Below are 21651 nucleotides of genomic sequence, written 5' to 3'. Positions count from 1 at the left end.
GCCGCCAGCAAGGCTGGCCGCCGAGCCCTTAAGGTCTCGATCGCCTGCGGAAAGCGTCGCTTCGCCAGACCAAGCTGGCGACCAATCTCGAGAAGCTCGGGTTTTGCGATAGGGAGACTGAACCCCGCTCCGCATCGGTCCAGGCGCGCTCTTCGCGACCTGGGGCCAATCGATATTTCAGATTTGATCAACCCAGAATTCGCTCTCCCCGACGAAAGCCGGATAGAGCGGCAATAGGGAGTCTGATCGGGTCGCTGAAAGCCGATGCGCCTAGGGCAACGGCTTGAAGCCCTCGGCCCGCACCACCCACTTGCCGTCCTTCGGGAAGCCCGGCGTCGGGCCTTTCGAGCCGTCCCAGCCGCCGGCCATCATCGCCACCGCGGCCAGCAGCGAGCCGTTCGACGGGAAATAGGTCTCGGCGGCGCGGGTGTAGCCGGGGCCGTCGGGACCGACCGGGTCGCCCTCGCCGGCCTTGGGCACGAAGGCCTGGGCGTGTTCGTCCAGGTGCACGCGCGGGGTCATGCCCGAGACGCCGAACTTGTTGTTCTTGGCCTCGAAGAACAGCCAGTCGACGGCCTTGTCCGGCTCGCCCAGGCGCGCGGCGGTCATGGCCACCATCGGATAGTCCCAGCCCCAGGTCTGGCGCAGGTCCCAGTCGGTCTCGACGGCCCGCAGCGTGCGCCGCATGGTCTCCGGATCGACGCCCTTCCCGGGGATCAGGCCGTAGGCCATCAGGAACGAGGGGTGGTCGCGGTTCATGCATTTCTCGCCGACCGCGTGCTTGGAGCAATCCTTGCTCCTGGCCACGTCCCAGAAGTCGGGCGTCGACTCGGTGGGCAGATAGAGGCCGTCCTTGGTCGCCAGCGGGGCCAGGCCCTTGATCACCGCGTCCCACTCGGGTTTGCGCGCCAGCCCTTGGCGGACCCGCCACTGCTGCGCGGTCTCCAGGCCCCAGCGGTAGTATTCCAGCTCGAAGGCCGGGTTGAAGGTGGTGAGCGGGTCGTAGTTCTCCTGCACCGGGATGATCGGCGGGCCCAGCACATAGCGGCCCTTGTCGTCGCGATGCGGGAAGCTGGCCAGCAGGTCGGCGGTCTCGGAGACCAGGGCGCCGTACTTGGCCAGAGTCGCCTTGGTCGGCTTGTCGCGCCAGACCAGCTCGGACATCCAGATCGGATGCGGCTGCTGCCACATGATGAAGGGCGAGACCTTGGAGGGACTGTCGACGCCGTCGGGCCCGACCATCTTGGGCCACCAGGCGCCCTTCAGGCCGTGGCTGGCGGCGCGGGCCTTGGCGTCCTTCAGGTGGCCCAGGTACCAGGGCAGGCTGCGCTCCAGATATTCCGGCTGGTTCCAGAGCGCGAAATGGCCGGCGTGCCAAGCGTGCATCTCGAGGTGGAACTTGCCGTTCCAGCTGTTGGAGAACAGGCCCTCCTCCTGCGGCGGGACCTCGCCGGCGCCGTTCAGGGCCATCAGATAGCGCGACAGCACCACCCGGCGCTCCAGCTCGGCCGCGCGAGGGTCGGTGCTGCCCGAGAAATCCACGGCCGCGCCCTGCGTCCAATACGATTTCCAGTGGGCCCGCGTGGCCTGGTCGGCGACGGTCACGCTGGGCAGCGCCTTTGGCAGGGCCGTCCGCGAGAAGGCGACCTCCAGCCCCAGGGTTCGCCCCTTGGCCTTGGGCGCGACCACGAAGGCGTGCGGCCCGGCGGCGGTGAAGTCGACCGCGCGGTCGGCCTGCAAGGCGGTGACGTAGCGGGTGGCGTCGATCTGGCGCGCGACGTCGAGGCGGCGGGCTCCCTCGCCCGTGACCTTGGTCGTGTGCAGCTCAGGATGGCTCCAGTCCGAAGGATCGGGGTTCAGGTTCTTCGAAACGCCTGGGAACTTCACCGACAGCTTCAGTCGGCCTTGCTCGACCAGCGCCGAGTCCACGTCGACCACGATCATGTCCAGGGTCGGGTGCACGCGAGTGCGGACGGTAACGGCCTCGCCGTCGTAGGTGAAGCGGCTGGTCAGCACGCCGCTCCACAGATCCAGGGTCTGATCGGTCGCGGTCAGGTCCTCGAACCGGGCGGGCTTGCCGGCCTTGTCGCGCAGGTCCAGGGCCACGCGGCCCAGCGAGAAGCGGTGCGGGTTCTCGCGCAGATAGGCCAGGGCCGGCCGGGTCTGGGCCTCGTTCCAGTCCTTCATGTAGGCGTAGGGCTGCTTCGTCCCGCGCACGTCGATCGGCACGGTCCCGTCGGCATAGGTGTAGTTGTTCGGGTTCGGGAAAGCGTGCCAGGCCCACTGGGCCTCGGTCAGCAGCGGCGCGATCTTGGAATAGGCCTCGGGAAAGGTCTGCAGGCCGGTGATGTCGGCGGTGAAGCCGATCTGGCCATTGCCGACCATCAGCGGCGCGGATGGATCGACCTTGGTCAGTCTGACGTCGTGACGACTGACCAGCGCATGGCGGTCGATGGGCTGGGCCAGGGCCGGCGCGGCCAGGACAACGGGGGCCAGTGCGAAGACGGCCAAGCCGGCCAGAAGCGCGCGTCGCATCATCTACTCCCTAACTGCCGCTCCGAACGCCGCCGGACCGCTTCATTCCATTCTATAGGAAACAATCTCATATTGTGAAAGACCGTCGCGAGGTTGAGCGCGGCCAGCGTGTCCGCCGCGTTCCGGTCGGTTCGAGTTTCCGGAAGCGAGGACAAGCCCCCGAGCCTTCCGATAAAAGGGCTAGACCTCGAAAGGACCATACACCCGCATGCAGACCGTCGAGATCGTCCTGGCGCTTCTGGCCGCCGTCGTGCTGAGCGGCGCGGCCGCGCGTTTCCTGCCGCTGGCCGTGCCCGCCCCGCTGGTCCAGATCGGCCTGGGCGCCTTCATCGCCCTGGTGACCAAGACGCCTGTGGCGCTGGATCCGCAGCTGTTCTTCCTGCTGTTCCTGCCGCCGCTGCTGTTCCTGGACGGCTGGCGCATCCCCAAGGACGACTTCTTCCGCGACCTGCCGGTGATCCTGGAGCTGGCCCTGGGCCTGGTTGTGCTGACCGTGGTCGGCGCTGGGCTGTTCATTCACTGGATGATCCCGGCCATGCCGGTGGCCGTGGCCTTCGCCCTGGCCGCCGTGATCTCGCCGACCGACCCGATCGCGGTCTCGGCCATCGCCCAGCGGGTGCCGATCCCCAAGCGGCTGATGCACATCCTGGAGGGCGAATCCCTGCTGAACGACGCCTCGGGCCTGGTCTGCCTGCGGTTCGCGGTGGCCGCCGCCCTGACCGGGACCTTCGTGCTGCGCGACGCGGTGCTGACCTTCGCCTGGGTCGCCCTGGCCGGGATCGCCATCGGCGTGCTGACCACCCTGGTCGTCACCACCCTCAACGCCTGGCTCTCGCGCAAGAGCGCCGAGGACGCCGGTCCCCAGACCCTGGTCAGCCTGCTGATCCCGTTCGCCGCCTACCTGCTGGCCGAAAAGGTCCACGCCTCGGGCATCCTGGCCGCCGTTGCCGCCGGCGTGGCGATGAGCTTCTCCGAAGCCGCCCGCCAGACCGTGGCCGCCACCCGCGTCCGCCGCAACATGGTCTGGGACACCCTGCAGTTCACCGCCAACGGCGTGATCTTCGTGCTGCTGGGCGAGCAGCTGCCCTCGATCCTGGCCGGCGCGGTCGAGACCGTGCGCACCACGGGCCACCACCAAGCCTGGTGGCTGGGCGTCTATGTCGTGGCCATCACCCTGGGCCTGGGGCTCCTGCGCTTCGCCTGGGTGTGGGGCTCGCTGAAGCTGACCCTGCTGCGCGCGCGCCGCCGAGGCGAGGAACGCGCCAGCCCGGACTGGAAGATCATCGCCGCCACGGCCTGCGCCGGCGCCCGCGGGGCCATCACCCTGGCCGGCGTCCTGACCCTGCCCCTGGTCACCGCCAGCGGCGAGGTCTTCCCGGCGCGCGACCTGGCGATCTTCCTGGCGGCGGGCGTCATCGTCCTGTCGCTGCTGATCTCCAGCACCGCCTTGCCGCTGCTGCTGAAGAACCTGCAGCTGCCGCCGGACACCGACAGCCAGGAACAGGCCCAGCAGGCCCGGACGACCCTGGCCAACGCCGCGATCCACGCGGTCGAGCAATTGATGACCGCCTCGCCCCACGCCGCCGATCTCGACTTCCAGGCCGCCACGGCGCGGGTCGCGGACGTCTATCGCGACCGCCTGGACAGCCTGGCCCAGTCGGGCGAGGTCGCGGTCGCCGCCCGCCGCAGCCAGGCCTTCGAGAAGGATGTTCGCCTCAAGGCCTTGGAGGCCGAGCGCGAGGCGCTGCGCCGTCTGGTGCGCCAACGCGTGGTCAATGACGGCGTCCGCTCGCGGCTGACCCGCGACCTCGACCTGGCCGAAGCGCGGGCGCGCTCGTAGGGCGTCAATTAGGGGGGCGTCAGGCGCCCCTTCTCGCGATAGAAGAGTTCGAAGCCGACATCCTGTTCCAGCTGGGCGATCAGGCGGCTGACGGCCGGCTGCGTCAGGCCCTTGCGGCCGGCCGCGGCGGTGGCCGAACCACTCAGCATGGTCTCCCTAAAGGCTTCCAGGCTTCGCAAGCATGGTGTCGCCCCATCGCGCCCATATCATCCGTCAACGGATCATATCGCGCTCAGCGCCGTTCGGCGGCGCGCTCAGGCCTGAAGGTCAATCCCGGCTGACCTGGCGTCTCTGAGCCACCCCCGCCCGGCGGCGCCTCGCGCCCCCCTCCGATGACGTCAGAAAAAGCCCCTCGGGCAAAGGGAAACCCGAGGGGCGCGAGTTCGATCGAACGTCGAGGGGCGGGTCGTCAGCCTGGCGGAGCGTCTCGCACGACACAGCGGAAGCCGATGTGGCTGGTCGCGCTCTCGATCGTCTGCGGAATGCGGGCCGCGGGCCGATAGCGCTGGCAGTAGTTCTCGGCGCACAGGTGCGAGCCGCCCTTCAGCACCTTGCGCGGGATCGGCGCGTGGGGCTGGGCGGGGTCGAGGCTGGCCTCCATCGGACCGCCGCGCGGATTGCTGGGCGGACAGCAACCAGGCCCCTTCGGCGTCGGCAGCGACCACCAGTCGCAGGTCCACTCCCAGACGTTGCCGATCATGTCGTGGACGCCGTGGCCATTGGCGGGGAAGCGCCTGACCGGCGAGGTCCGCTCGAAGCCGTCCAGGCGCAGATTCTGCGCCGGAAAGGCGCCCTGCCAGTAGTTGCACATCATCTTGCCGTCCGGCGCCAGCGTGTCGCCCCAGGCGAACTCGGCGTCCTCCAGGCCGCCACGCGCGGCAAGCTCCCATTCGGCCTCGGTCGGCAGGGACTTCCCGGCCCAGGCGGCGTAGGCCTCGGCGTCGCGATACGAGACGTGGACGACGGGGTGGTCCGGCAGGTTCAGGGTCGAACTGCCCTTGCCGTAGGGCTTGCGCCAGTGGGCCGCGAAGGTGAAGGCCCACCACGACAGCGGCGCATCCAGAGAAACCGGTCCCTTCGGCGGCTGAAAGACCAGCGAACCGGCCTTGGCCATCTCGGGCGGCATGCCGGGATAGTCCCGCGGATCGGGTGTGATCTCCGCATCGGTGACATGGCCCGTGGCCCGGACGAAGGCGGCGAACTGGCGATTGGTCACCGGCGTCTCGTCGATCCAGAAGCCGTCCACCCGCACGCGGCGGATCGGCGCCTCTTCCGGATAGAAGCGCGTCGAGCCCATGGCGAAGGTCCGCCCGTCGATCCGGACCATGCCCGCCGTCCGCGTCTCCCCCTTCGCCAGGACCGTGTCCATCCGATCCTCCTAGTGACGCGGGAAGTACGGCTTGCCCTGTTTCTGGGCCTCCAGCTTGGCGGGCGAGTCCGGGAACAGTCCGTTGTAGCGGTCGACGGGGTTGGCCGGCCGCAGCCAGGTTTCGGGGAACTCGGCGGCCTTGGCGCCGGCCAGGCTGCGGAACACCTGGCCCTGGCTGGTGCGCTCGGTGAACGGCACCACCGTCTGGCCCTTGGCGTTGGTCAGCTGCTGGTAGAGCGCCTTGCGCAGCTCGATCTTGGCCTGGAGATAGGCCGGATCGTCGATGAGGTTGTTCATCTCGTCCGGATCCTTGGCCAGGTCGTACAGCTCATCCAGGTCCCAGACGCCGTGGTACTGGATGTACTTCATCCGCCCCCGCTCGATGGCGAAGGTCGTCGGGGTCTGGGGGAAGGTCCATTCCCAGTAGTATTCGTAGACGAAGTCCTGCTCCTTCCAGTCCTGTGGCTTGACCTTGCCGCTGGCCAGGGGCAGCACGCTCTGGCCCTCGAACTGGGCCGGACGCGGCGCGCCGGCGGCGTCCAGGAAGGTCGGGGCCAGGTCGAGGTTGCGCACCCGGTTGTCGATCACCGCGCCCTTGGCGAAGCGTCCCGGCGCATAGGCGACCATCGGCACCCGGATCGAGGCCTCGTAGGCGTCGCGCTTGTCGATCAGCCCGTGCTCGCCGAACTGGAAGCCGTTGTCGCTGAAGAACACCACGATGGTGTTGTCCTCCAGGTGGTTGTCGCGCAGGTACTTGAGGATGCGTCCGACGCTGTCGTCCACGGCGCTGAGCCCGCGATAGTACTCGCGCATGTAGTCCTTCAGCGGCCGGTCCTGGTTGTAGAAGAAGTCCACCCCATGCCAGCTGTTGCGCTGGTTGCGCACCCACATCGGCTTGCCGCGATTGTTCTCGGGCGTGTCGGCCATGCTGGTCGGCAGCTTGATGTCGAGATCCTTGTACTGGTCGGCATAGCGCTCGGCGGCCTTGACGTCCGAGTGCACGGCCTTGTGCGACAGATAGAGGAAGAACGGCTTGGACTTGTCGCGGCCGTGCTCCAGCCAGTCCATGGAATAGTCCGTCAGTTCGTCGGTGATGTAGCCCTTCTGCGCCGTCTCCTTGCCGTCGACATTGAGCATGTTGCGCTGGCCGGCCGCCACCTGCTGCGGGGTCAGGCCGTCGGTCGGGAAATAGTTGCCCTGGCCCAGGAAGCTGATCCAGCGGTCGAACCCCTGTCGCGGCCCGTCATTGGCGTCGCCCATGTGCCACTTGCCGACGAAGGCGGTCTGGTAGCCGGCCGCCTGCAGGTATTTCGGAAAGAAGGTCAGGCCCGCTTCCGAGGAATTGTTGTTGTCGATGACGCCATGATTGCGCGCCGTCATCCCGGTCAGGATCGTCGCGCGGCTGGGCGAGCACAGCGACGAGGTCACCACCGCGTTGGGGAAGTAGACGCCGTTGCGGGCCAGGAAGTCGATGTTGGGCGTCTTCAGGCCCGGGTTCAGGAAGCCCATCGCGTCGAAGCGCAGGTCGTCGACCAGCACGAACACGATGTTGGGATGGCTCGCAGGCGGCGGCGGAGGCGGCGCCGGCTCGGCCCGCGCGCCCACCGCGCACGCCGTCGCCAGCAAAGCCGCGCCCAGTGCGCGAAGGGTCGAGAGCATGGGTTTCATCGCTTCGTCTCCTGGGCGGTCCAGCCACGCGGATTGGCTTCCGCGTCGGCGCGGAAGGCGGCCAGACGCTCGGACAGCCGCTTGGCCTCGTCGGGGTGCTTGGCGCTGACGTCGTGGGATTCGTTGTCGCCATTGATGTGGTAGAGCGCCGCGCGCGCGCCGTGCGGCAGGGGCGTTCCGGTCGGGGCCAGCGGCCACTTCTCCGACAGCAGCGCGCGATACTTGAAGTCGGTGTCGCGCACCGCCTGGAACTCGCCCGACAGCGCCGTGACGTAATAGAGATAGTCGTGGGGCGAGGCGCCGCCGGACAGCAGGCCGGCCATGTCGCGACCGTCGATCGTCCGGTCCTTCGGCAGCGGGACGCCCAGGGCGGCCAGCAGCGTCGGGAACAGATCGATGTTCATGGCCATGGCGTCGCTGACCGCGCCCGCCTTGGTGTGGCCCGGCCAGATCACGAAGCACGGCACCCGCATGCCGCCCTCGAAGGTCTCGCCCTTGCGGCCACGCAGGGCGCCGACGCTGCCGGCCTGGTCGCCGCCGTTGTCGCTGGTGACGATGACGATGGTGTCGTCGGCGATCTTCAGCTCGTCCAGCGCCCGCATGATCCGGCCGACATTGTCGTCCAGGTCCTCGACCACATCGCCATAGGTCCCGCCCTCCGACACGCCCTGATGCTTGGGATTGGGGAAGTGCGGCAGGTGCGGCGCGGTGAACGGGACATAGGCGAAGAACGGCTGGTCGGCATTGGCCCGCATGAAGCCGATGGCCTCGTCGGTGAACCGTTCGGTCAGGGTGCGCTGGTCGGTCTTGTCCGGCGGCGTGTCGACGCCGGTCCCGCGCCAGATCGTCAGCGGGCTCATGTCGTTGCTGTAGAGCACGCCGAAATAGGTCTGGAAGCCGAGGTCGGTCGGGCGATGGCCCGCCGTATCGCCCAGGTGCCACTTGCCGAAGGCGCCGGTGCGATAGCCGGCGCGCGACAGGACCTCGGGCAGCAGCACCTCGTCGGCGGGGATGGCGTTGGCGTAGCCGGCCGAGCGCCGGATCTGGGCCATCGGATTGTCGCTGGGGAAGAACACGTGGTTGGCGGCCCGCGAACGGGTCGGATAGCGTCCGGTCAGCAGCGCGGCGCGAGAGGGCGTGCACACCGGCGAGCCCGAATAGAACTGGGTCAGCTTCATGCCCTTGGCCGCCAGGGCGTCGATATGGGGTGTCTTGATCAGCTGGTTGCCGTACGAGGACAGGTCGCCATAGCCCAGGTCGTCGAACAGCAGGACCACGATGTTGGGCTTGCGCGCGGCGGTCGGTTTGATGGTGTTCAGATAGGCCTGTTTCTGCGCCAGATGCTCGGCCGCCGGTTCGGCGTTCATCGCCGCCGCCCTGGGCAGGGCCGTGTTGGGGGCCAGCTGGACATCCAGCCGCGCCACGCCGTCCCGCGGAACGCTCACCGAGCGGGTCTGGCTGGCCAGACCCATCGCCGTGACCGAGACCTCGTAGTCTCCGGCCGGCAGACGCGGCAGATCGAAGACGCCGTCGCCCTCGGTCGTGTCACCGCGCAGCAGGTCGTTGATCATCACCCTGGCCCCGGCCACCGGCGCGCCGCTTGGTCCCGTGACCTTGCCGTTTACTTCACCCGCGCCCGCCGGCGCGGCCAGCGCCAGCGCCGCGACGCCGATCAACCACCACCTCTTGCTCATGTACGCCTCGAACATCTGGAGAAAGCCGGTCGGGCGCCCATCCGGAGGACGAGCGCCCTTTTCGGTCAGTTGAACTTCGCCGACAGCCGCACGCCGTAGAGGCGGGGCGGGGCGTAGAAGGCCGTGCCGTTGGTCGAGACCCCGGTCGTGGCGTTGGCGTTCGAATTGGTCTTCACCGCCTTGTCCTCGAGGTTGCGGACATAGGCCATCAGCGACCACCGCCCGTCCTCGGCGGCGTAGGTCAGCGACAGGTCGGTCTTGGTGAAGGCCTTTTGCCGGTTCGAGGCGAAGCCGTGGAACTCCAGCTCCTTCTCGCTCTCGTAATGGCTCTGCGCGCGGGCGGTCAGGTTGGCGCCGTTGGCCAGCGCGAAGGTATGGGCGTAACCGGCGGTGATGCTCCAGGTCGGCGTCCGCGCCATGTGGCACCCCGAGAAGTCGCCCGCGCGTGGCGAGGCCGCCGTGTAGTCGGCCTTGTAGCAGCGCGAGACCGTGGCGTTGCCCGCATAGTTGACGAACGGGTCGCCCAGCGGCAGCAGGAACGTCTCGTACCGCGCGTGCAGCCAGGACATGTTCATGTCGATGACGTCGGCGCGGGTGATCTTGAAGTCGGTCTCGACCTCGACGCCGTAGATCACCGCCTTGCCGGCGTTGCGGGTGACCAGAGCGTTCTGGCCGGCGATGTTCTCGACCGCCGAGACCTGGAGGTCCTTGTATTCGTTGTAGAATCCGGCGACGTTCAGCCGCATCCGCCGGTCGAAGAAGCGGTTCTTGGAACCGATCTCGTAGGCGGTGATGTGCTCGGGCTCGTAGGCGTTCGGGGGCAGGCCGTCGAAATAGCCGCCCGCCTTGTAGCCCGTGGAGGCCTGGGCATAGAGCATCGACAGGCTGTTGATGTCGTAGTCGACGCCCAGCTTCCAGTTCGTCGCGTTCCAGGTCTCGTCCGAGAGGTTGCGCACCACCAGCGACAGGATCGAGAAATCCGGCTTCAGCAGATAGGTGTTGCCGCTGCGGCCCTTGTGGTCATGGGTGTAGCGCGCGCCCGCCGTCAGCCGCAGCTTCTCGGTCACCGAATAGGTCGCCTGGCCGAAAGCGGCGGCCGAACGCGAGAAGATGTAGGGCTGGAAGAACGCCAGATAATTGCCGTTGGCCTGCAGGATGCGGGTGTCGGTCGCGCTCTTTTCCTTGAAGGTATAGAGGCCGGTCACCCACTTGAGCCTGCCGCTGTCGCCGCCCAGGCGGAGTTCCTGGGTCTCGCTCCAATTGTCCTGCGACTGGTAGGTCGGACGGTGATTGTCCGAGGCCAGGTTCTCGGTGATCGTGTTGACGTCGACGTCGCGGTGGCCGCCCAGATAGGTCAGGGTCGCCCAGTCGAAGTCGTAGCTGGCCTCGAGGGTGATGTTCTTGAAGGTGTTGTCCTGCGAGACGTTGACCTTCGCCAGGGTCGTATAGGGATTGCCCGTCTCCAGCGGGAAGGCCACGTCACCGAAGCCCGCGCCGCCGCGGTGCAGATAGTCTCCGCGGACCAGGACCTTCAACCGCTCGGTGGGTTGGAACAGCACCGACAGGCGCGCGGACTTGTCGTCCTGGTCGTTGCGGTCATTGCCGCCGGTCCCGGGACCTTGATTGACCGCCTTCAGATAGCCGTCGTGGCGGCTGGTCTGGAATGCGGCGCGGATGGCCAGGGCGTCGCTCAGCGGCACATTGACCATGCCCGTCGTGGTCAGGGCCCCATAGTTGCCCGCCTCGACGTCCAAGGCGCCTTCATAGACGTGCTTGGGCGCATTGGTGATGATGTTGATCGCGCCGGCCGTGGCGTTTCGGCCATAGAGCGTGCCCTGCGGCCCGCGCACGACCTCGACCCGATCCAGGTCGTAGAACGCCCCGCTGATCGCGTTAGCGCGCGAGACATAGATGCCGTCGACATGCACGGCGACGGCGGGATCGCCGACCACCGTGGTGTTGGTGCTGCCCACGCCGCGCATGAACACCTGGGCGTTGCCGCCGCCGCCATTGCTGATCTGCAGGCTGGGCGCCTGGGCCGACAGATCGACGATGTTCTTGACGCCCTGCTTGGCCAGGGACTCGCCGGTCGCCGCCGAGACCGCGAGCGGCACGGACTGCACCGTCTCGGCCCGACGCTGGGCGGTGACGACGACTTCCTCGACCGCGATTGGTTCGGCCGGGGCCTCGGCGCGGATCTGAGCCGGCGCGGAGGCTGGCGCCATCGGCGCGGCCTGGGTCGCCACCTTGATCATCGTGGGCATGTCGGCCTGGACGACGGCGAAGCCGTTCTGGGCTCGGACGAACCTCAGGCCGTCGGCTTCCCGCAGCAGTCGACGCAGCGCCGCTTCGTCGTCGTATGTGCCGAAAACCTCGGCCGAGCGACGGCCGCGAACGCGGTCTTCGGTGAACGAGATCGGCCGCCCGCTCTGCAGCCCGAATTCCTTGAGCGCGCTGCCCAGGTTCTGGGCCTTGATCTGATAGCTGCGTTCCTCGCCGTGCGCCGTGGTCGCGATCAGCGCCAGGGCGACGCCTCCCATCAGCCACGGCCGCAGGCCGCCCCTCGCGTGGTGCGTCATTCTCTTGTTCCTCCCCACGGCATGTTCGCTGCCGTTTGATGGTTAGAGTCAGCCCCGACGAAACACCTCAGCGCCGGCCGCGAAAAATTTCCACGTCAGCCCCTCAAGGCGCGATCAGCGCGTAGCCGGCGCCCGGTCCCCGTCGGGCCAGGCCCTGAGCCTCGACCGAGGCCACGAACGCTTCAGGATCCTTGGCCGGCAGCACCGCGCTCATGCGCCGGTCGGCCACGCCAGGCGCCACCGTGATCGGGACGGTCGAATAGCGGCCGAGTTCGGCGGCGATCGCGCTCAACGGCGCGTCGTCGAACACCAGGCGTCCCGACACCCAGCCCTCGGCGCCGCGCGTATCGGTGCGCGAGAGGTTCCAGTCGCCGTCGCGGGCGACCAGTTGGTAGCCGGCGTTCATGTCGACGGAGCTGGCCGCCCCGCCCGCCGGATGATCGGACTTCACCCGCACGCGCCCCTCGGACAGCACGACCCGGAAACTCCTGGGACGCAGGTCGACGTCGAACTGGGTGCCGAGCGCGGTCACGCTGTGGTCGCCGACACGCACCACGAACGGGCGCGTCGGATCCTTGGCGACCTTGAAGAAGGCTCGCCCCCGGACCAGCTCCAGCCGGCGCGTCTTGCCCGGCGCCCATGCCCTCAGTTCTGAATTGGTGTCGAGGATCGCCAGGCTGCCGTCGGGAAGGCCGACGCTCATCGTCTGGCCGACCCGCGTCGCGTAGCGGGTGGGCTGAGGCGCTATCAGGCCGGACAGATAGCCCGCGCCGCGCCAGGCGGCCACGCCGCCCAGGACCAGAACCGCGCAGGCGGCGATCGCGCCGACCATGCGGCGGGTCCGGTGGCGGCTGACGGCGCCCCTGGCCTCCTCGCGCAGGCGCATCAGGCGCGGGTCGGTGCGCAGCCCGTCGTAATCGCTCCACAGATCGGACGCCGCCTCGAAGGCTTCTCGATTGCCCGGATCGGCGTCCAGCCAGGCCTGAAAGGCGACCTGGTCTTCGGGCGTCAGGGGTCCCGTGCGGCGGCGCGCGAACCACTCGGCCACCTCGGCGGCCCGCTCTTGCAACGCCGCGCTCATCGATCGCGCCCTTCCCGCAGGAACAAAGCCTTCAGGGCCGCCATCATGTGCTTCTCGACCGCGCTGACCGAAATTCCCAGCTCCCGGGCGATGCGCTGATACGTCATTTCCTCGAAGCGGTGCAGCAGGAAGACGTGTCGCGTGCGCGGCGACAGCTGATCCAGCACCGCGAGCATGGCCTCGACGCCTTGCTTGCCGATCAGCGAGCGCTCCGGCGTCACCTCGTCGGGCGGCCCGAGCCCCTCGATGTCGTCGACGGCCTGCCAGGGTGCGTTGCGGCGATGCTGACGCGCCAGAACGCTGGCGGCGACGACGAAGATGTAGCGCTCCAGGTCCTGCACCGCCGCGGGATCGCGCAGGCCCAGCAGGCGCGTGAACACCTCCTGCACCAGATCATCGACCTGTGCGACAGGCGCGCGGCGGCGGAAATACCGCCGCAGGCCGGGCTCATAGGCCAGCAGATCCAGCTGCGCGGGCTGCGGTCGGGCCTGGCGAGGATCGGGCGCCATGAAGTCTCCGGACGGGGGCTATCGTAAGGCTAGAGTCCGCCGATCCCAAAGACCTCACGTCGTCGCGGCCGATTATCCGGCGTCGTGGAAAGCCCCGCCCGGCGCCGACGGCTGGGCATGGATCATCGGCGGGACCACGCTCGAGCCGCGCTCCTGGCCGGCGCAGCTCGGCCGCGACAATCCCGACCGCCGCATCAGACGCTCGTAGGTCGAGCGTCGGATCGGTCGCCGATCTCGCAGGCGGACCCATGTGGTCTCGCTGATGCCCAGCGTCCCTTGAAGGTGCTCCTTGGTGATCGCCGGCAACAGGCTCCGCAAGTGCTGAACCTGTTCGGTGTTCACGATGATCATCGTCATGGCGTCGTCGCCTCGACCAGGTCCAGCCGCGGCTTCAACGGATCGGCCTCGGCCTTGGGGCCTCGCGGCGAGAAGTCGAGGATCTGGTCCGAGCCGGTCGCATAGCGCGGCCAGGCTGGTCCGCCGGGGGCCGCGGGAACGCCGGTGCGGGCGAAGCCGATCCAGTAGGCGTGGGCGGCCTTGGCCGCCGCCGCGTCGGCCGGGGTCAGGGCCGCGCCGTAGCGGGCGTCCACCGTGTCGAACACGAACGGGATCTCGGTGGCGTGCGGCGCGCCCCACCACTGGCCGCGCTGGCTCTCGGCCACGTACGAGAAGCGGAACTGATAGACGGGCGCGCCCTGGGCGGACAGTGTCCGGGCCACAGCGCGGGCCGGCTCGATGAACATGCGGTCGCCCGCCGCCGCCCAGCCATAGACCTTGATGTCGCCGTCGCCCTTGGGGTCGTACAGCGCCTCGGCCTCGGGCCGGCGCGCGCCGAACGGGGCGAACACCTGATCGCGGGTCCCGCCGAAGAAGAAGCCGTCGGCGCTGGTCGCGCCGACCATGACCGGCATCTTCGTCCAGGCGCCGGCCTTGTAGGCCTTCAGCGGCTCCTGGGTCATGATCTTGCCGTCCAGCATGGGACCGCCACCCCAGGTCGGGGTGTTGGAGGTGGCCATGTTGAGGCCGTCGACCACCGCCTCGGCCGGCAAGGCGCGCAGGGCGTCCAGCGCCGCCGCGCCGGTCCCCGCCACCCCCGCCTTGGCCGCGAAGGCCAGGCCGGCGGCTTCGGCCGAGCGCTGGCCGGTCGGAGCGGTCAGCGGCAGGGTCGGCAGCAGGCGGGGCCGTCCGCCGCCCGACTGGATGATCGCCTTTTGGAACAGCCCCTTGGCCTGAGGCGCGGTGAGCAGGGCGTGGACGGACATGCCGCCCGCCGACTCGCCGAAGACCGTCACATTCTCCGGATCGCCCCCGAAGGCGGCGATATTGTCGCGCACCCATTTCAGCGCCGCGATCTGGTCCATCAGACCATAGTTACCCAGCATCCCGCCGTCGGCGCCGGCCGCGGTCAGGGCCGGATGGGCGAAGAAGCCGAAGCGGCCGACCCGGTAGTTGAAGCTGACCAGCACCACCCCGTCGCGGGCGAAGCGATCGCCGGCATAGACCGCCGGCGAACTGCCGCCGTTGACGAAGCCGCCGCCGTAGATCCAGACCATGACCGGGCGCTTGGCCTTGTCCTTGAGGGCGTCCTCGGGCGTCCAGACGTTCATGTACAGGCAGTCCTCGGCCGGCTTGACGCCCAGGGGAGCGGCGTCGCCGGGGAACGGGTTCTGCATGCAGTCGGGACCATAGGCCTTGGCATCGCGCGGCGCGGTCCAGGCGGTCGGGGGCTGTGGCGCGCGCCAGCGCAGGGCGCCCAACGGCGGGGCGGCGAACGGCACGCCCTTGAAGGCCGCCACGCCATTGGCGACGTCACCGACGACCGGCCCCGACGTCGTGGCCACGGTCGGATCGGCGGCCCAGGCGTGACCAGCGCTCAGCATCGCGACGGTCGCCGCGGCGGCGAAGAGAATCTTCATGGCCTTGCCTCCGCTCACGGCTTCAGCGTCCGCGCCTTAACCTTGGCCGCGCCCTTCAGGGTCAGATCGGCCGAGGAGGCGCCCACGGCGACCTGATAGTCGCCGCCGGTCAAGGCCCAGCGATTGGCCTTGGCGTCGAACTGGCCCAGCACGCGCGGATCAGCGGTCAGGGTGACCCGCCGCGTCTCGCCGGGCTTGAGCTCGATCTTGTCGAAGCCGATCAGCCGCTGGACGGTCTTGCCCGCCGCGCCGGTCAGATAGACCTGCGGCGCGTCCTTGCCGGGCCGCTGGCCGGTGTTGGTGACGTCGAAGCTGACGTCCAGGGTCTGGCCGCCCGTCACCTTCAAATTGGCGTAGGCGAAGGTCGTGTAGGAGAGGCCGTAGCCGAACGGGAACAGCGGCTTGGCGCCGGTCTGGGCGAAGCGGCGATAGCCCACGTCGGCGCCCTCGGAATAGACCACGTCGAACTGGGTCTTGTCGGGCAGGCCCAGGCCCGGCAACGCCGCGCGCGGATACTGGTCGATCGAGGCGGGGAAGGTCATCGGCAGACGGCCCGACGCATCGACCTCTCCGAACAGCACGTCGGCGATGGCCTCGCCGCCATTGGCGCCCGAGTACCAGGCCTCGACCACCGCGCCGGCCTGGGACAGCCACGGCATCGACACCGGCCCGCCGGTCTGCAGCACCACGATGGCGTTGGGATTGGCGGCGGTGACCGCGGCGATCAGGGCGTCCTGACCGTCGGGCAGCGACAGGTCCGCAGCATCCTCGCCCTCCCCCATCCACTGGTTGCCGAACACCACCACGATGTCGGCGGCCTTGGCGGCGGCCACGGCCGAGGCGATGTAGCGGCCGTCGTCGAAGCTCACCTTGGCGTCCGGGGCGACCTTGCGGATCGCGGCCAGCGGCGAAGAGCCGTTGAAGTACTGGCTGCGGAACGGCCCCATCATGCCCTCGCCGCCCAGCGGAATGATGGTCTTGGCGCCGCCCGGCGGCGCCACTTGCGACGAGCCGCCGCCCGACAGCACGCCGGCGTCGGCATGGCCGCCGATCACGGCGATGGACTTGGCGGTCTTGGCCAGGGGCAGCAGGCCCGGCCGGTTCTTCAGCAGCACCACGCCTTCGGTCGCGGCGGCGCGCGCCACGGCGGCGCCGGCGTCGTAGTCGATGGCCCCGCCCGGCGCGACCGGCTTGTCGAACAGACCGGCGGCGAACATCGAGCGCAGGATGCGGCGGCTGGCGTCGGCCAGGCGCGCGGCCGGGACCTCGCCCTTCTCGACGGCGGCCTTCAGCGGCTCGCCGAACCAGACCTGGGCGTCCAACTGTTCGCCCGACTGCTGGTCCAGGCCCTTGAGGATATAGTCGGTGGCCTGGACCGCGCCCCAGTCCGACATCACCCAGCCCTTGTAGCCCCAGTCACGCTTGAGGACATCGTTCAGCAGATGGGTGTTGCCGCAGCTGTAGTCGCCGTTGACGAGGTTGTAGGCGCACATCACCGAGCCCGGCTGGCCCTTTTCGATCGCGATCTGGAAGGCCAGCAGGTCGCTCTCGCGGTGGGCCGCCTCGTCGATCACCGAATTGGCGAAGTGGCGATGGGTCTCCTGGCCGTTCAGCGAGAAGTGCTTGACCGTCGAGACGACGCCCTGGTCCTGGATGCCCTTGATCGAAGCCCCGGCCAGGTTGCCGGCCAGCCACGGATCCTCGCCCAGATATTCGAAGTTGCGGCCGTTGCGCGGGTCGCGGGCCAGGTTGACACCGCCGGCCAGCTGGACGTTGAAGCCCTTGGCCCGCGCCTCGCGCCCGACCACCGCGCCGCCTTCATAGGCCAGCTTCGTGTTGAAGGTCGCCGCCAGCGACAGGCCCGACGGCAGCGCCGTGGCCCCGTCACCCGGCCGCACGTTCAGCGGATTGGTCACGCCCAGGCTGGCGTCGCTCTCGTTGACGGCCGGCACGCCCAGGCGCGGGATGCCAGGGATGTAGCCGGCCGAGCCGATCGCGCCCTCCGGCTTCTTGATGCCGAAGATCGGCATCGACATCGGCCCGTGCACCAGGCCGATGCGCTCGTCGAGGGTCAGTTCCTTCTCCAGCAGGGCGGCGCGCTCGTCGGGCGACAGCTTGGTGTTCATCCAGGGGCGGTCGGTCTGCGCGTGACCGGCGGTGGCGAAGGCGAGGACGGCGAGGCTCGCCGCGACTTTCAGGGTACGGATCAAGGCGAAGGTCCTCAGTAGGTCAGGCCGAAGTGGATCGGGTACAGCGGGTCCTTGCTGTCGTGCGGCGCGTCCTCGGCCTGGGCCTCGACGGCGGCCATGGACGACGGCAGCTCGAACGGCAGCTTGCCGCGCGGCGGGGCGGCGCCGGTCAGGGCGTCGAGAAAGGCGTCGTCGCCAGCCCCGAAGTCGCCGATCAGGGCCGAGGCCTTGTCACGGACATTGGTCAGGATGGCCGGGCGATCCAGATAGACCGCGACGATGGTCGGGACCTTGGCGGAGGCGGTCTTGATCGCCTCGTAGTCGGCCGCGCCGTCCTTGAACGACAGGTCGCCCTCATGCTGGAAGCTGCCGAACACGTAGTTCGGGTGCAGGGTCTGGTAGGGCGTGGCGGTGCGGACGATCGCCAGCTCGGCCTCGGCCAGGTCCTGGACCGGAACCAGACCATGGGCGCGGGCGATGTCGGGCGAGACGCCCTTCAGCCAGACCTTGCGGCCCGCGCCTTTCAGCGGCAGCAGGCCGTTCTTGTTCTCCAGCAGGGTCAGGGCTGCGCTCTGCGCGGCTCGCCCCTCGGCCACGAAGGCCTTGGATCCGACCACGGCCGAGGCGGCCTTGGCGTCGACATAGGGGTTCTCGAACAGGCCCTGCTCGAACTTGATCGCCAGGATGCGACGGGCGGCGTCGTCGATGCGGGCCGGCGCGATCTTGCCCGCCTTGACCGCCGCCACCAGCTCGGCCGTGTCCTCGACGCCGCCGAACTGATCGAGGCCCGCGTTCACGCCCTTGGCGTAGCGGTCGACCTTGGTCAGGCTCTCGACGCCCCAGGCGGTGGAGAGACCCGCGAAGGTCGGCTTCACCCCGGCCGGGAAGCCGTTCAGACAGGTCTCGCCGCAGTCGTTGGTGATCGCCCAGTCCGAGACCACGATGCCCTTGAAGCCGTGCTTCACGCGCAGCTGGTCGGTCAGCAACTGCTTGGAGAAGCCCGCGCCGACCTGCTCGGTCGACTGGCCATCGATGCTGAGATCCTTGAGGACGGCGTAGGTCGGCATGACGCCAGCGACGCCCGCCGCGAAGGCCTCGTCGAACGGCTTGACGTGCAGGTCGAACTGGCCGGCCGGGAAAACGGCGTAGCGGCCATAGCTGTTGTGGCCGTCGAAGCCCTTGGCCGAGGCGCCGTAGCCGACCCAGTGCTTGACCACGGCCGAGACGCCGTTCGGAGCCAGGTTGGTCTCGCCGCCCTGGAAGCCCTGGATGTAGGCCTTGACCATGCGGCCGACCAGCGCCGGATCCTCGCCGAACGTGCCGCTGATCCGCGACCAGCGCGGCTCGGTGGCCAGATCGGCCATCGGCGACAGGGCCTGATGGATGCCGACCGCGCGGTATTCCTGGCGGGCGATGTCGCCGAAGCGCTTGACCAGGGCCGTATCGCCGATGGCCGCCAGGCCCGTGGCCTCGGGCCATTGCGAGAAGCCGCCCGCCGCGACGCTGGCGCCGTCGACGAACTGGAAGTGGTGGCGCGGGTCGGTGCTGATGGTGACCGGCACGCCAAGGCGGCCCTGCTCGGCCAGCGCCTGCACGGCGTTGTTCTGTTCGGCCAGCCAGGCCGGATCGCCGGCCAGACGGGTGATGAAGGTGGTGACGCGCCGCTCCAGGATCATCGGCTTCAGCTTGTCGAGGTCGTAGCCCTGGCCACGCCCGGGGACCATGCCGCCAACGGCCGGGAGGGTGCCATGCATCATCTCGCCGGCCTTCTCGTCCAGCGTCATGCGCGAGACCAGATCGGCGGCGCGGACGTCGGGCGACAGGCGCCAGTCCTCGAACGGCGACAGCTTGCCGTCGCGGTCCAGATCGCGGAACCGCAGGCCGTCGACGGTGACGATCTTGCCGCCTCGCACGCCCAGAGCGGGCTGCTCGGCCGCCAGGGCCATGGAGCCGGTCGTGACCGCCACGGCCGTCGAGATCAGGAGGCGTTGAAGGATGCGCACGTCGGACTCCGGAGCACTGAACACGAGAAAGGCGCCCTCGGCGCGCAGGAGCGCCGAGGGCGTAGGGTCATCGGGAAGCTAGAAATTGACCCCCAGGCGCAGACCGTAGGTGCGCGGCGGAGCGTAGAACTCGCCGTTGCCGTTGGTCGCCAGACCAGTCGTCGAGTTCGGCGACGAGGCAGTGCGCACGTCGTCGTTCTCGAGGTTGCGGACATAGCTTTGCAGGGACCACCGGTCGTCGGCGCTGGTGTAGGTCAGGCTGACGTCGGTCTTGGTGAAGGCGTCCTGCCGGTTCTCGGCGAAGCCGTGGTACTCGAGGTTCTTGCCGCTCTCGTAGTGGCTTTGAACACGCCCCACGACCTTGGCCCCCGAGGCGATCTCCCAGGTGTGCTGGTAGCCGACATTGAGGCTCCAGCTTGGCGTCCGGGCCATGCGGCAACCCGAGAAGTCGGTCGACCGGGGCGCGGCGGCGCTGAAGTTGGCCTTAAAGCAGCCCGTACCGCCGGCATTGGCGCTGTTGTTGGCGAAGGCGTCGCCCAGCGGCAGCACGAAGTCGGTATAGCGGGCGTGCAGCCAGCCCAGGGTGGCGTCGATACGGTCGTGCTCGGTGACGACCAGATTGCTCTCGAACTCGACGCCGTAGACGCGGGCCTTGTCGGCGTTCAGCGTCACGGACGCGTTCTGGCCGGCGATGGTCCCGACCGCCGTGACCTGGAAGTCGCGATAGTCGTACAGGAAGCCCGTGGCGTTGAACTGCAGGCGGTTATCGAAGAAGCGGTTCTTAACGCCGGCTTCGTACGAGGTGATCTTCTCGGGCTCGTAGACGTTGTTGGCGATGCCGTCGTAGTAGCCGCCGGCCTTGTAGCCCGTGGCGACGTTCGCGTAGAGCATGGACGTGCTGGTCAGGTCGAAGTCGGCGCCCAGCTTCCAGTTGGTGGCGTTCCACTTGGCGTCGGCCAGGTTCTTGATCACCGTCGAGGTGATCGCGCCAGCCGAGTTGGTCAGGAAGGTGCCGCCGTCTCGGGCCTTGCGGTCCTCGGTGTAGCGCAGGCCGCCGGTGACCCGGAACCGGTCGGTGATTTCATAGGTGCCCTGACCGAAGGCGGCGATCGACTTGGCGGTGACTTCGGGCTGGATGAACGACAGGTACGAGTTCGTCGCCAGGAAGACGCGGAAGTCGACATTGTTGTCTTCCGTGAAGCGATACAGCCCGACCACCCACTTCAGATTGCCGGTGTCGCCGCCTAGGCGCAGTTCGTGCGACCAGGTGGTGTCCTTGCCCTTGAAATAGTTGGGCGCGCCGGTGCTGGCGTTCTCGCCGCTGCGGTCCAGGCGCGAGAAGTTGTAGCCGGTCAGGTAGGTCAGGGTGCCGAAGCCCAGGTCCAGGTCGGCCTGGCCGTGCGCGCCGAAGAACTTGTTGTTGCGATAGAGGTTGGTGGCGCAGTTGCAGGTCCAGGGATCGTTGTTGGACAAGGCGGCGCCGTAGCTCTTGTCGCCACCGCCCGCTCCGCCCTGGTGCAGATAGTCCGCGCCCACGTGCAGCGAGAACGTGTCGCTGGGCTTCCACAGCAACTGGACGCGGGCCGACTTGTCGTCCTGGTCGTAGCGGTCGTTGCCGCCGGTGCCCGGTCCCTTGTTGAGGGCCTTCACATAGCCGTCGTGGCGCGACGTCTGGAAGGCGGCGCGGACGGCGATCGTGTCGCTGACCGGCACGTTGACCATGCCCGAGGTGGTGATGGCGCCATAGTTGCCGATGTCCACCGCGCCATTGCCCTCGTAGTCGAACTTGGGCTGCTTGGTGATGACGTTGATCGCGCCGGCCGTGGCGTTCCGGCCGTACAGCGTCCCCTGCGGCCCGCGCAGCACCTCGACGCGGTCGACGTCGTAGAACAGCGCGCCGACCGAGGTGGAGCGGGCGATGTAGATGCCGTCGATATGATAGGCCACCGCCGGGTCGCCGACCTCGGTGGTGTTGGTGCTGCCGATGCCGCGCAGGAAGACCACCGCGGCCCCCGAGCCGCTGGAGCTGATCTGCAGCGCCGGCACCTGGGCCGACAGATCGACGACGGTCTTGATGCCCTGCGATTCCAGCTTGTCGCCGGTGACGGCCGAGACCGTCAGCGGCGTCTTCTGCAGGTTCTCGCTACGACGCTGAGCGGTGACGACGACCTCGTCCAGTTTCACGACGCCGGCCTCCTGGGCCATCACGATAGGCGCGTGGAAGCTCACGACCGCGAAGGCGGCCGATGCCAACAACAGACTACGCAT

13 protein-coding genes and 1 pseudogene are annotated in these 21651 nt (G+C 68.6%); 1 reads left to right on the top strand and 13 read right to left on the bottom strand.

Features of this window, described 5'->3' with window-relative positions; genetic code table 11:
- Positions 1 to 270: 270 nt before the first annotated feature.
- Positions 271 to 2535, bottom strand: coding sequence for a hypothetical protein (locus MZV50_RS03055; RefSeq protein WP_252632953.1), 2265 nt, complete (start codon positions 2533 to 2535; stop codon positions 271 to 273).
- Positions 2536 to 2743: 208 nt separating this feature from the next.
- Between MZV50_RS03055 and MZV50_RS03050 the strand changes: the two genes are divergently transcribed.
- Positions 2744 to 4375 (top strand): Na+/H+ antiporter, encoded by a 1632-nt coding sequence (locus MZV50_RS03050; RefSeq protein ID WP_436792204.1) that lies wholly within the window; start codon positions 2744 to 2746, stop codon positions 4373 to 4375.
- 14 nt (positions 4376 to 4389) lie between these two features.
- Here the strand turns inward: MZV50_RS03050 and MZV50_RS26650 are convergent.
- From MZV50_RS26650 to MZV50_RS02990, 12 genes and pseudogenes are all read right to left on the bottom strand, one after another.
- Positions 4390 to 4554 (bottom strand): annotated as a pseudogene (locus MZV50_RS26650) (helix-turn-helix domain-containing protein); the annotation flags it as partial.
- A gap of 230 nt (positions 4555 to 4784) precedes the next feature.
- Complete coding sequence (locus MZV50_RS03040) at positions 4785 to 5744, bottom strand: formylglycine-generating enzyme family protein (RefSeq protein ID WP_252632952.1); 960 nt, start codon at positions 5742 to 5744, stop codon at positions 4785 to 4787.
- A gap of 9 nt (positions 5745 to 5753) precedes the next feature.
- A complete protein-coding gene (locus MZV50_RS03035) occupies positions 5754 to 7412 on the bottom strand; it encodes a sulfatase family protein (protein WP_252632951.1) in 1659 nt (552 codons plus the stop codon).
- Entirely contained in the window at positions 7409 to 9106 is a 1698-nt protein-coding gene (locus tag MZV50_RS03030; protein ID WP_252632950.1) for a sulfatase-like hydrolase/transferase, read from the bottom strand. The genes MZV50_RS03035 and MZV50_RS03030 overlap by 4 nt, the downstream gene beginning before the upstream one ends.
- A gap of 65 nt (positions 9107 to 9171) precedes the next feature.
- On the bottom strand, positions 9172 to 11685 hold the full coding sequence (locus MZV50_RS03025; protein WP_252632949.1) for a TonB-dependent receptor: 2514 nt from the start codon (positions 11683 to 11685) through the stop codon (positions 9172 to 9174).
- A 103-nt stretch (positions 11686 to 11788) separates the two neighbouring features.
- Positions 11789 to 12766, bottom strand: a complete 978-nt coding sequence (locus MZV50_RS03020) for a FecR family protein (RefSeq protein ID WP_252632948.1) — start codon at positions 12764 to 12766, stop codon at positions 11789 to 11791.
- The gene (locus MZV50_RS03015) at positions 12763 to 13275 is read right to left on the bottom strand and encodes an RNA polymerase sigma factor (protein WP_252632947.1); all 513 of its coding nucleotides are present in this window, start codon (positions 13273 to 13275) and stop codon (positions 12763 to 12765) included. Before MZV50_RS03015 ends, MZV50_RS03020 begins: the two co-directional genes overlap by 4 nt.
- 72 nt (positions 13276 to 13347) lie before the next feature.
- Positions 13348 to 13632 (bottom strand): hypothetical protein, encoded by a 285-nt coding sequence (locus MZV50_RS03010; RefSeq protein WP_252635330.1) that lies wholly within the window; start codon positions 13630 to 13632, stop codon positions 13348 to 13350.
- Positions 13629 to 15191 carry a carboxylesterase/lipase family protein gene (locus MZV50_RS03005; RefSeq protein ID WP_252632946.1) on the bottom strand — a complete coding sequence of 521 codons (1563 nt, stop codon included), beginning with the start codon at positions 15189 to 15191 and terminating at the stop codon, positions 13629 to 13631. The genes MZV50_RS03010 and MZV50_RS03005 overlap by 4 nt, the downstream gene beginning before the upstream one ends.
- Positions 15192 to 15205: 14 nt before the next feature.
- A complete protein-coding gene (locus tag MZV50_RS03000) occupies positions 15206 to 17317 on the bottom strand; it encodes a beta-glucosidase family protein (RefSeq protein ID WP_436792223.1) in 2112 nt (703 codons plus the stop codon).
- 95 nt (positions 17318 to 17412) lie between these two features.
- Positions 17413 to 19383, bottom strand: coding sequence for a glycoside hydrolase family 3 protein (locus MZV50_RS02995; RefSeq protein ID WP_252632944.1), 1971 nt, complete (start codon positions 19381 to 19383; stop codon positions 17413 to 17415).
- A 78-nt stretch (positions 19384 to 19461) separates the two neighbouring features.
- Positions 19462 to 21651: a TonB-dependent receptor gene (locus MZV50_RS02990; protein WP_252632943.1), complete on the bottom strand. Its 2190-nt coding sequence runs from the start codon at positions 21649 to 21651 to the stop codon at positions 19462 to 19464.

Source organism: Caulobacter segnis (assembly GCF_023935105.1).
Classification (GTDB): domain Bacteria; phylum Pseudomonadota; class Alphaproteobacteria; order Caulobacterales; family Caulobacteraceae; genus Caulobacter; species Caulobacter segnis_B.
This window is presented reverse-complemented; position numbering and strand designations above follow the sequence as displayed.

Coding starts and splice junctions, on each gene's coding strand:
- MZV50_RS03025 (WP_252632949.1), bottom strand. CDS start 11,685: ATGACGCACCACGCGAGGGGCGGCCTGCGGCCGTGGCTGATGGGAGGC.
- MZV50_RS03010 (WP_252635330.1), bottom strand. CDS start 13,632: ATGACGATGATCATCGTGAACACCGAACAGGTTCAGCACTTGCGGAGC.
- MZV50_RS03000 (WP_436792223.1), bottom strand. CDS start 17,317: ATGAACACCAAGCTGTCGCCCGACGAGCGCGCCGCCCTGCTGGAGAAG.
- MZV50_RS03030 (WP_252632950.1), bottom strand. CDS start 9,106: ATGAGCAAGAGGTGGTGGTTGATCGGCGTCGCGGCGCTGGCGCTGGCC.
- MZV50_RS02990 (WP_252632943.1), bottom strand. CDS start 21,651: ATGCGTAGTCTGTTGTTGGCATCGGCCGCCTTCGCGGTCGTGAGCTTC.
- MZV50_RS03050 (WP_436792204.1), top strand. CDS start 2,744: ATGCAGACCGTCGAGATCGTCCTGGCGCTTCTGGCCGCCGTCGTGCTG.
- MZV50_RS03020 (WP_252632948.1), bottom strand. CDS start 12,766: ATGAGCGCGGCGTTGCAAGAGCGGGCCGCCGAGGTGGCCGAGTGGTTC.
- MZV50_RS03035 (WP_252632951.1), bottom strand. CDS start 7,412: ATGAAACCCATGCTCTCGACCCTTCGCGCACTGGGCGCGGCTTTGCTG.
- MZV50_RS03005 (WP_252632946.1), bottom strand. CDS start 15,191: ATGAAGATTCTCTTCGCCGCCGCGGCGACCGTCGCGATGCTGAGCGCT.
- MZV50_RS03015 (WP_252632947.1), bottom strand. CDS start 13,275: ATGGCGCCCGATCCTCGCCAGGCCCGACCGCAGCCCGCGCAGCTGGAT.
- MZV50_RS03040 (WP_252632952.1), bottom strand. CDS start 5,744: ATGGACACGGTCCTGGCGAAGGGGGAGACGCGGACGGCGGGCATGGTC.
- MZV50_RS03055 (WP_252632953.1), bottom strand. CDS start 2,535: ATGCGACGCGCGCTTCTGGCCGGCTTGGCCGTCTTCGCACTGGCCCCC.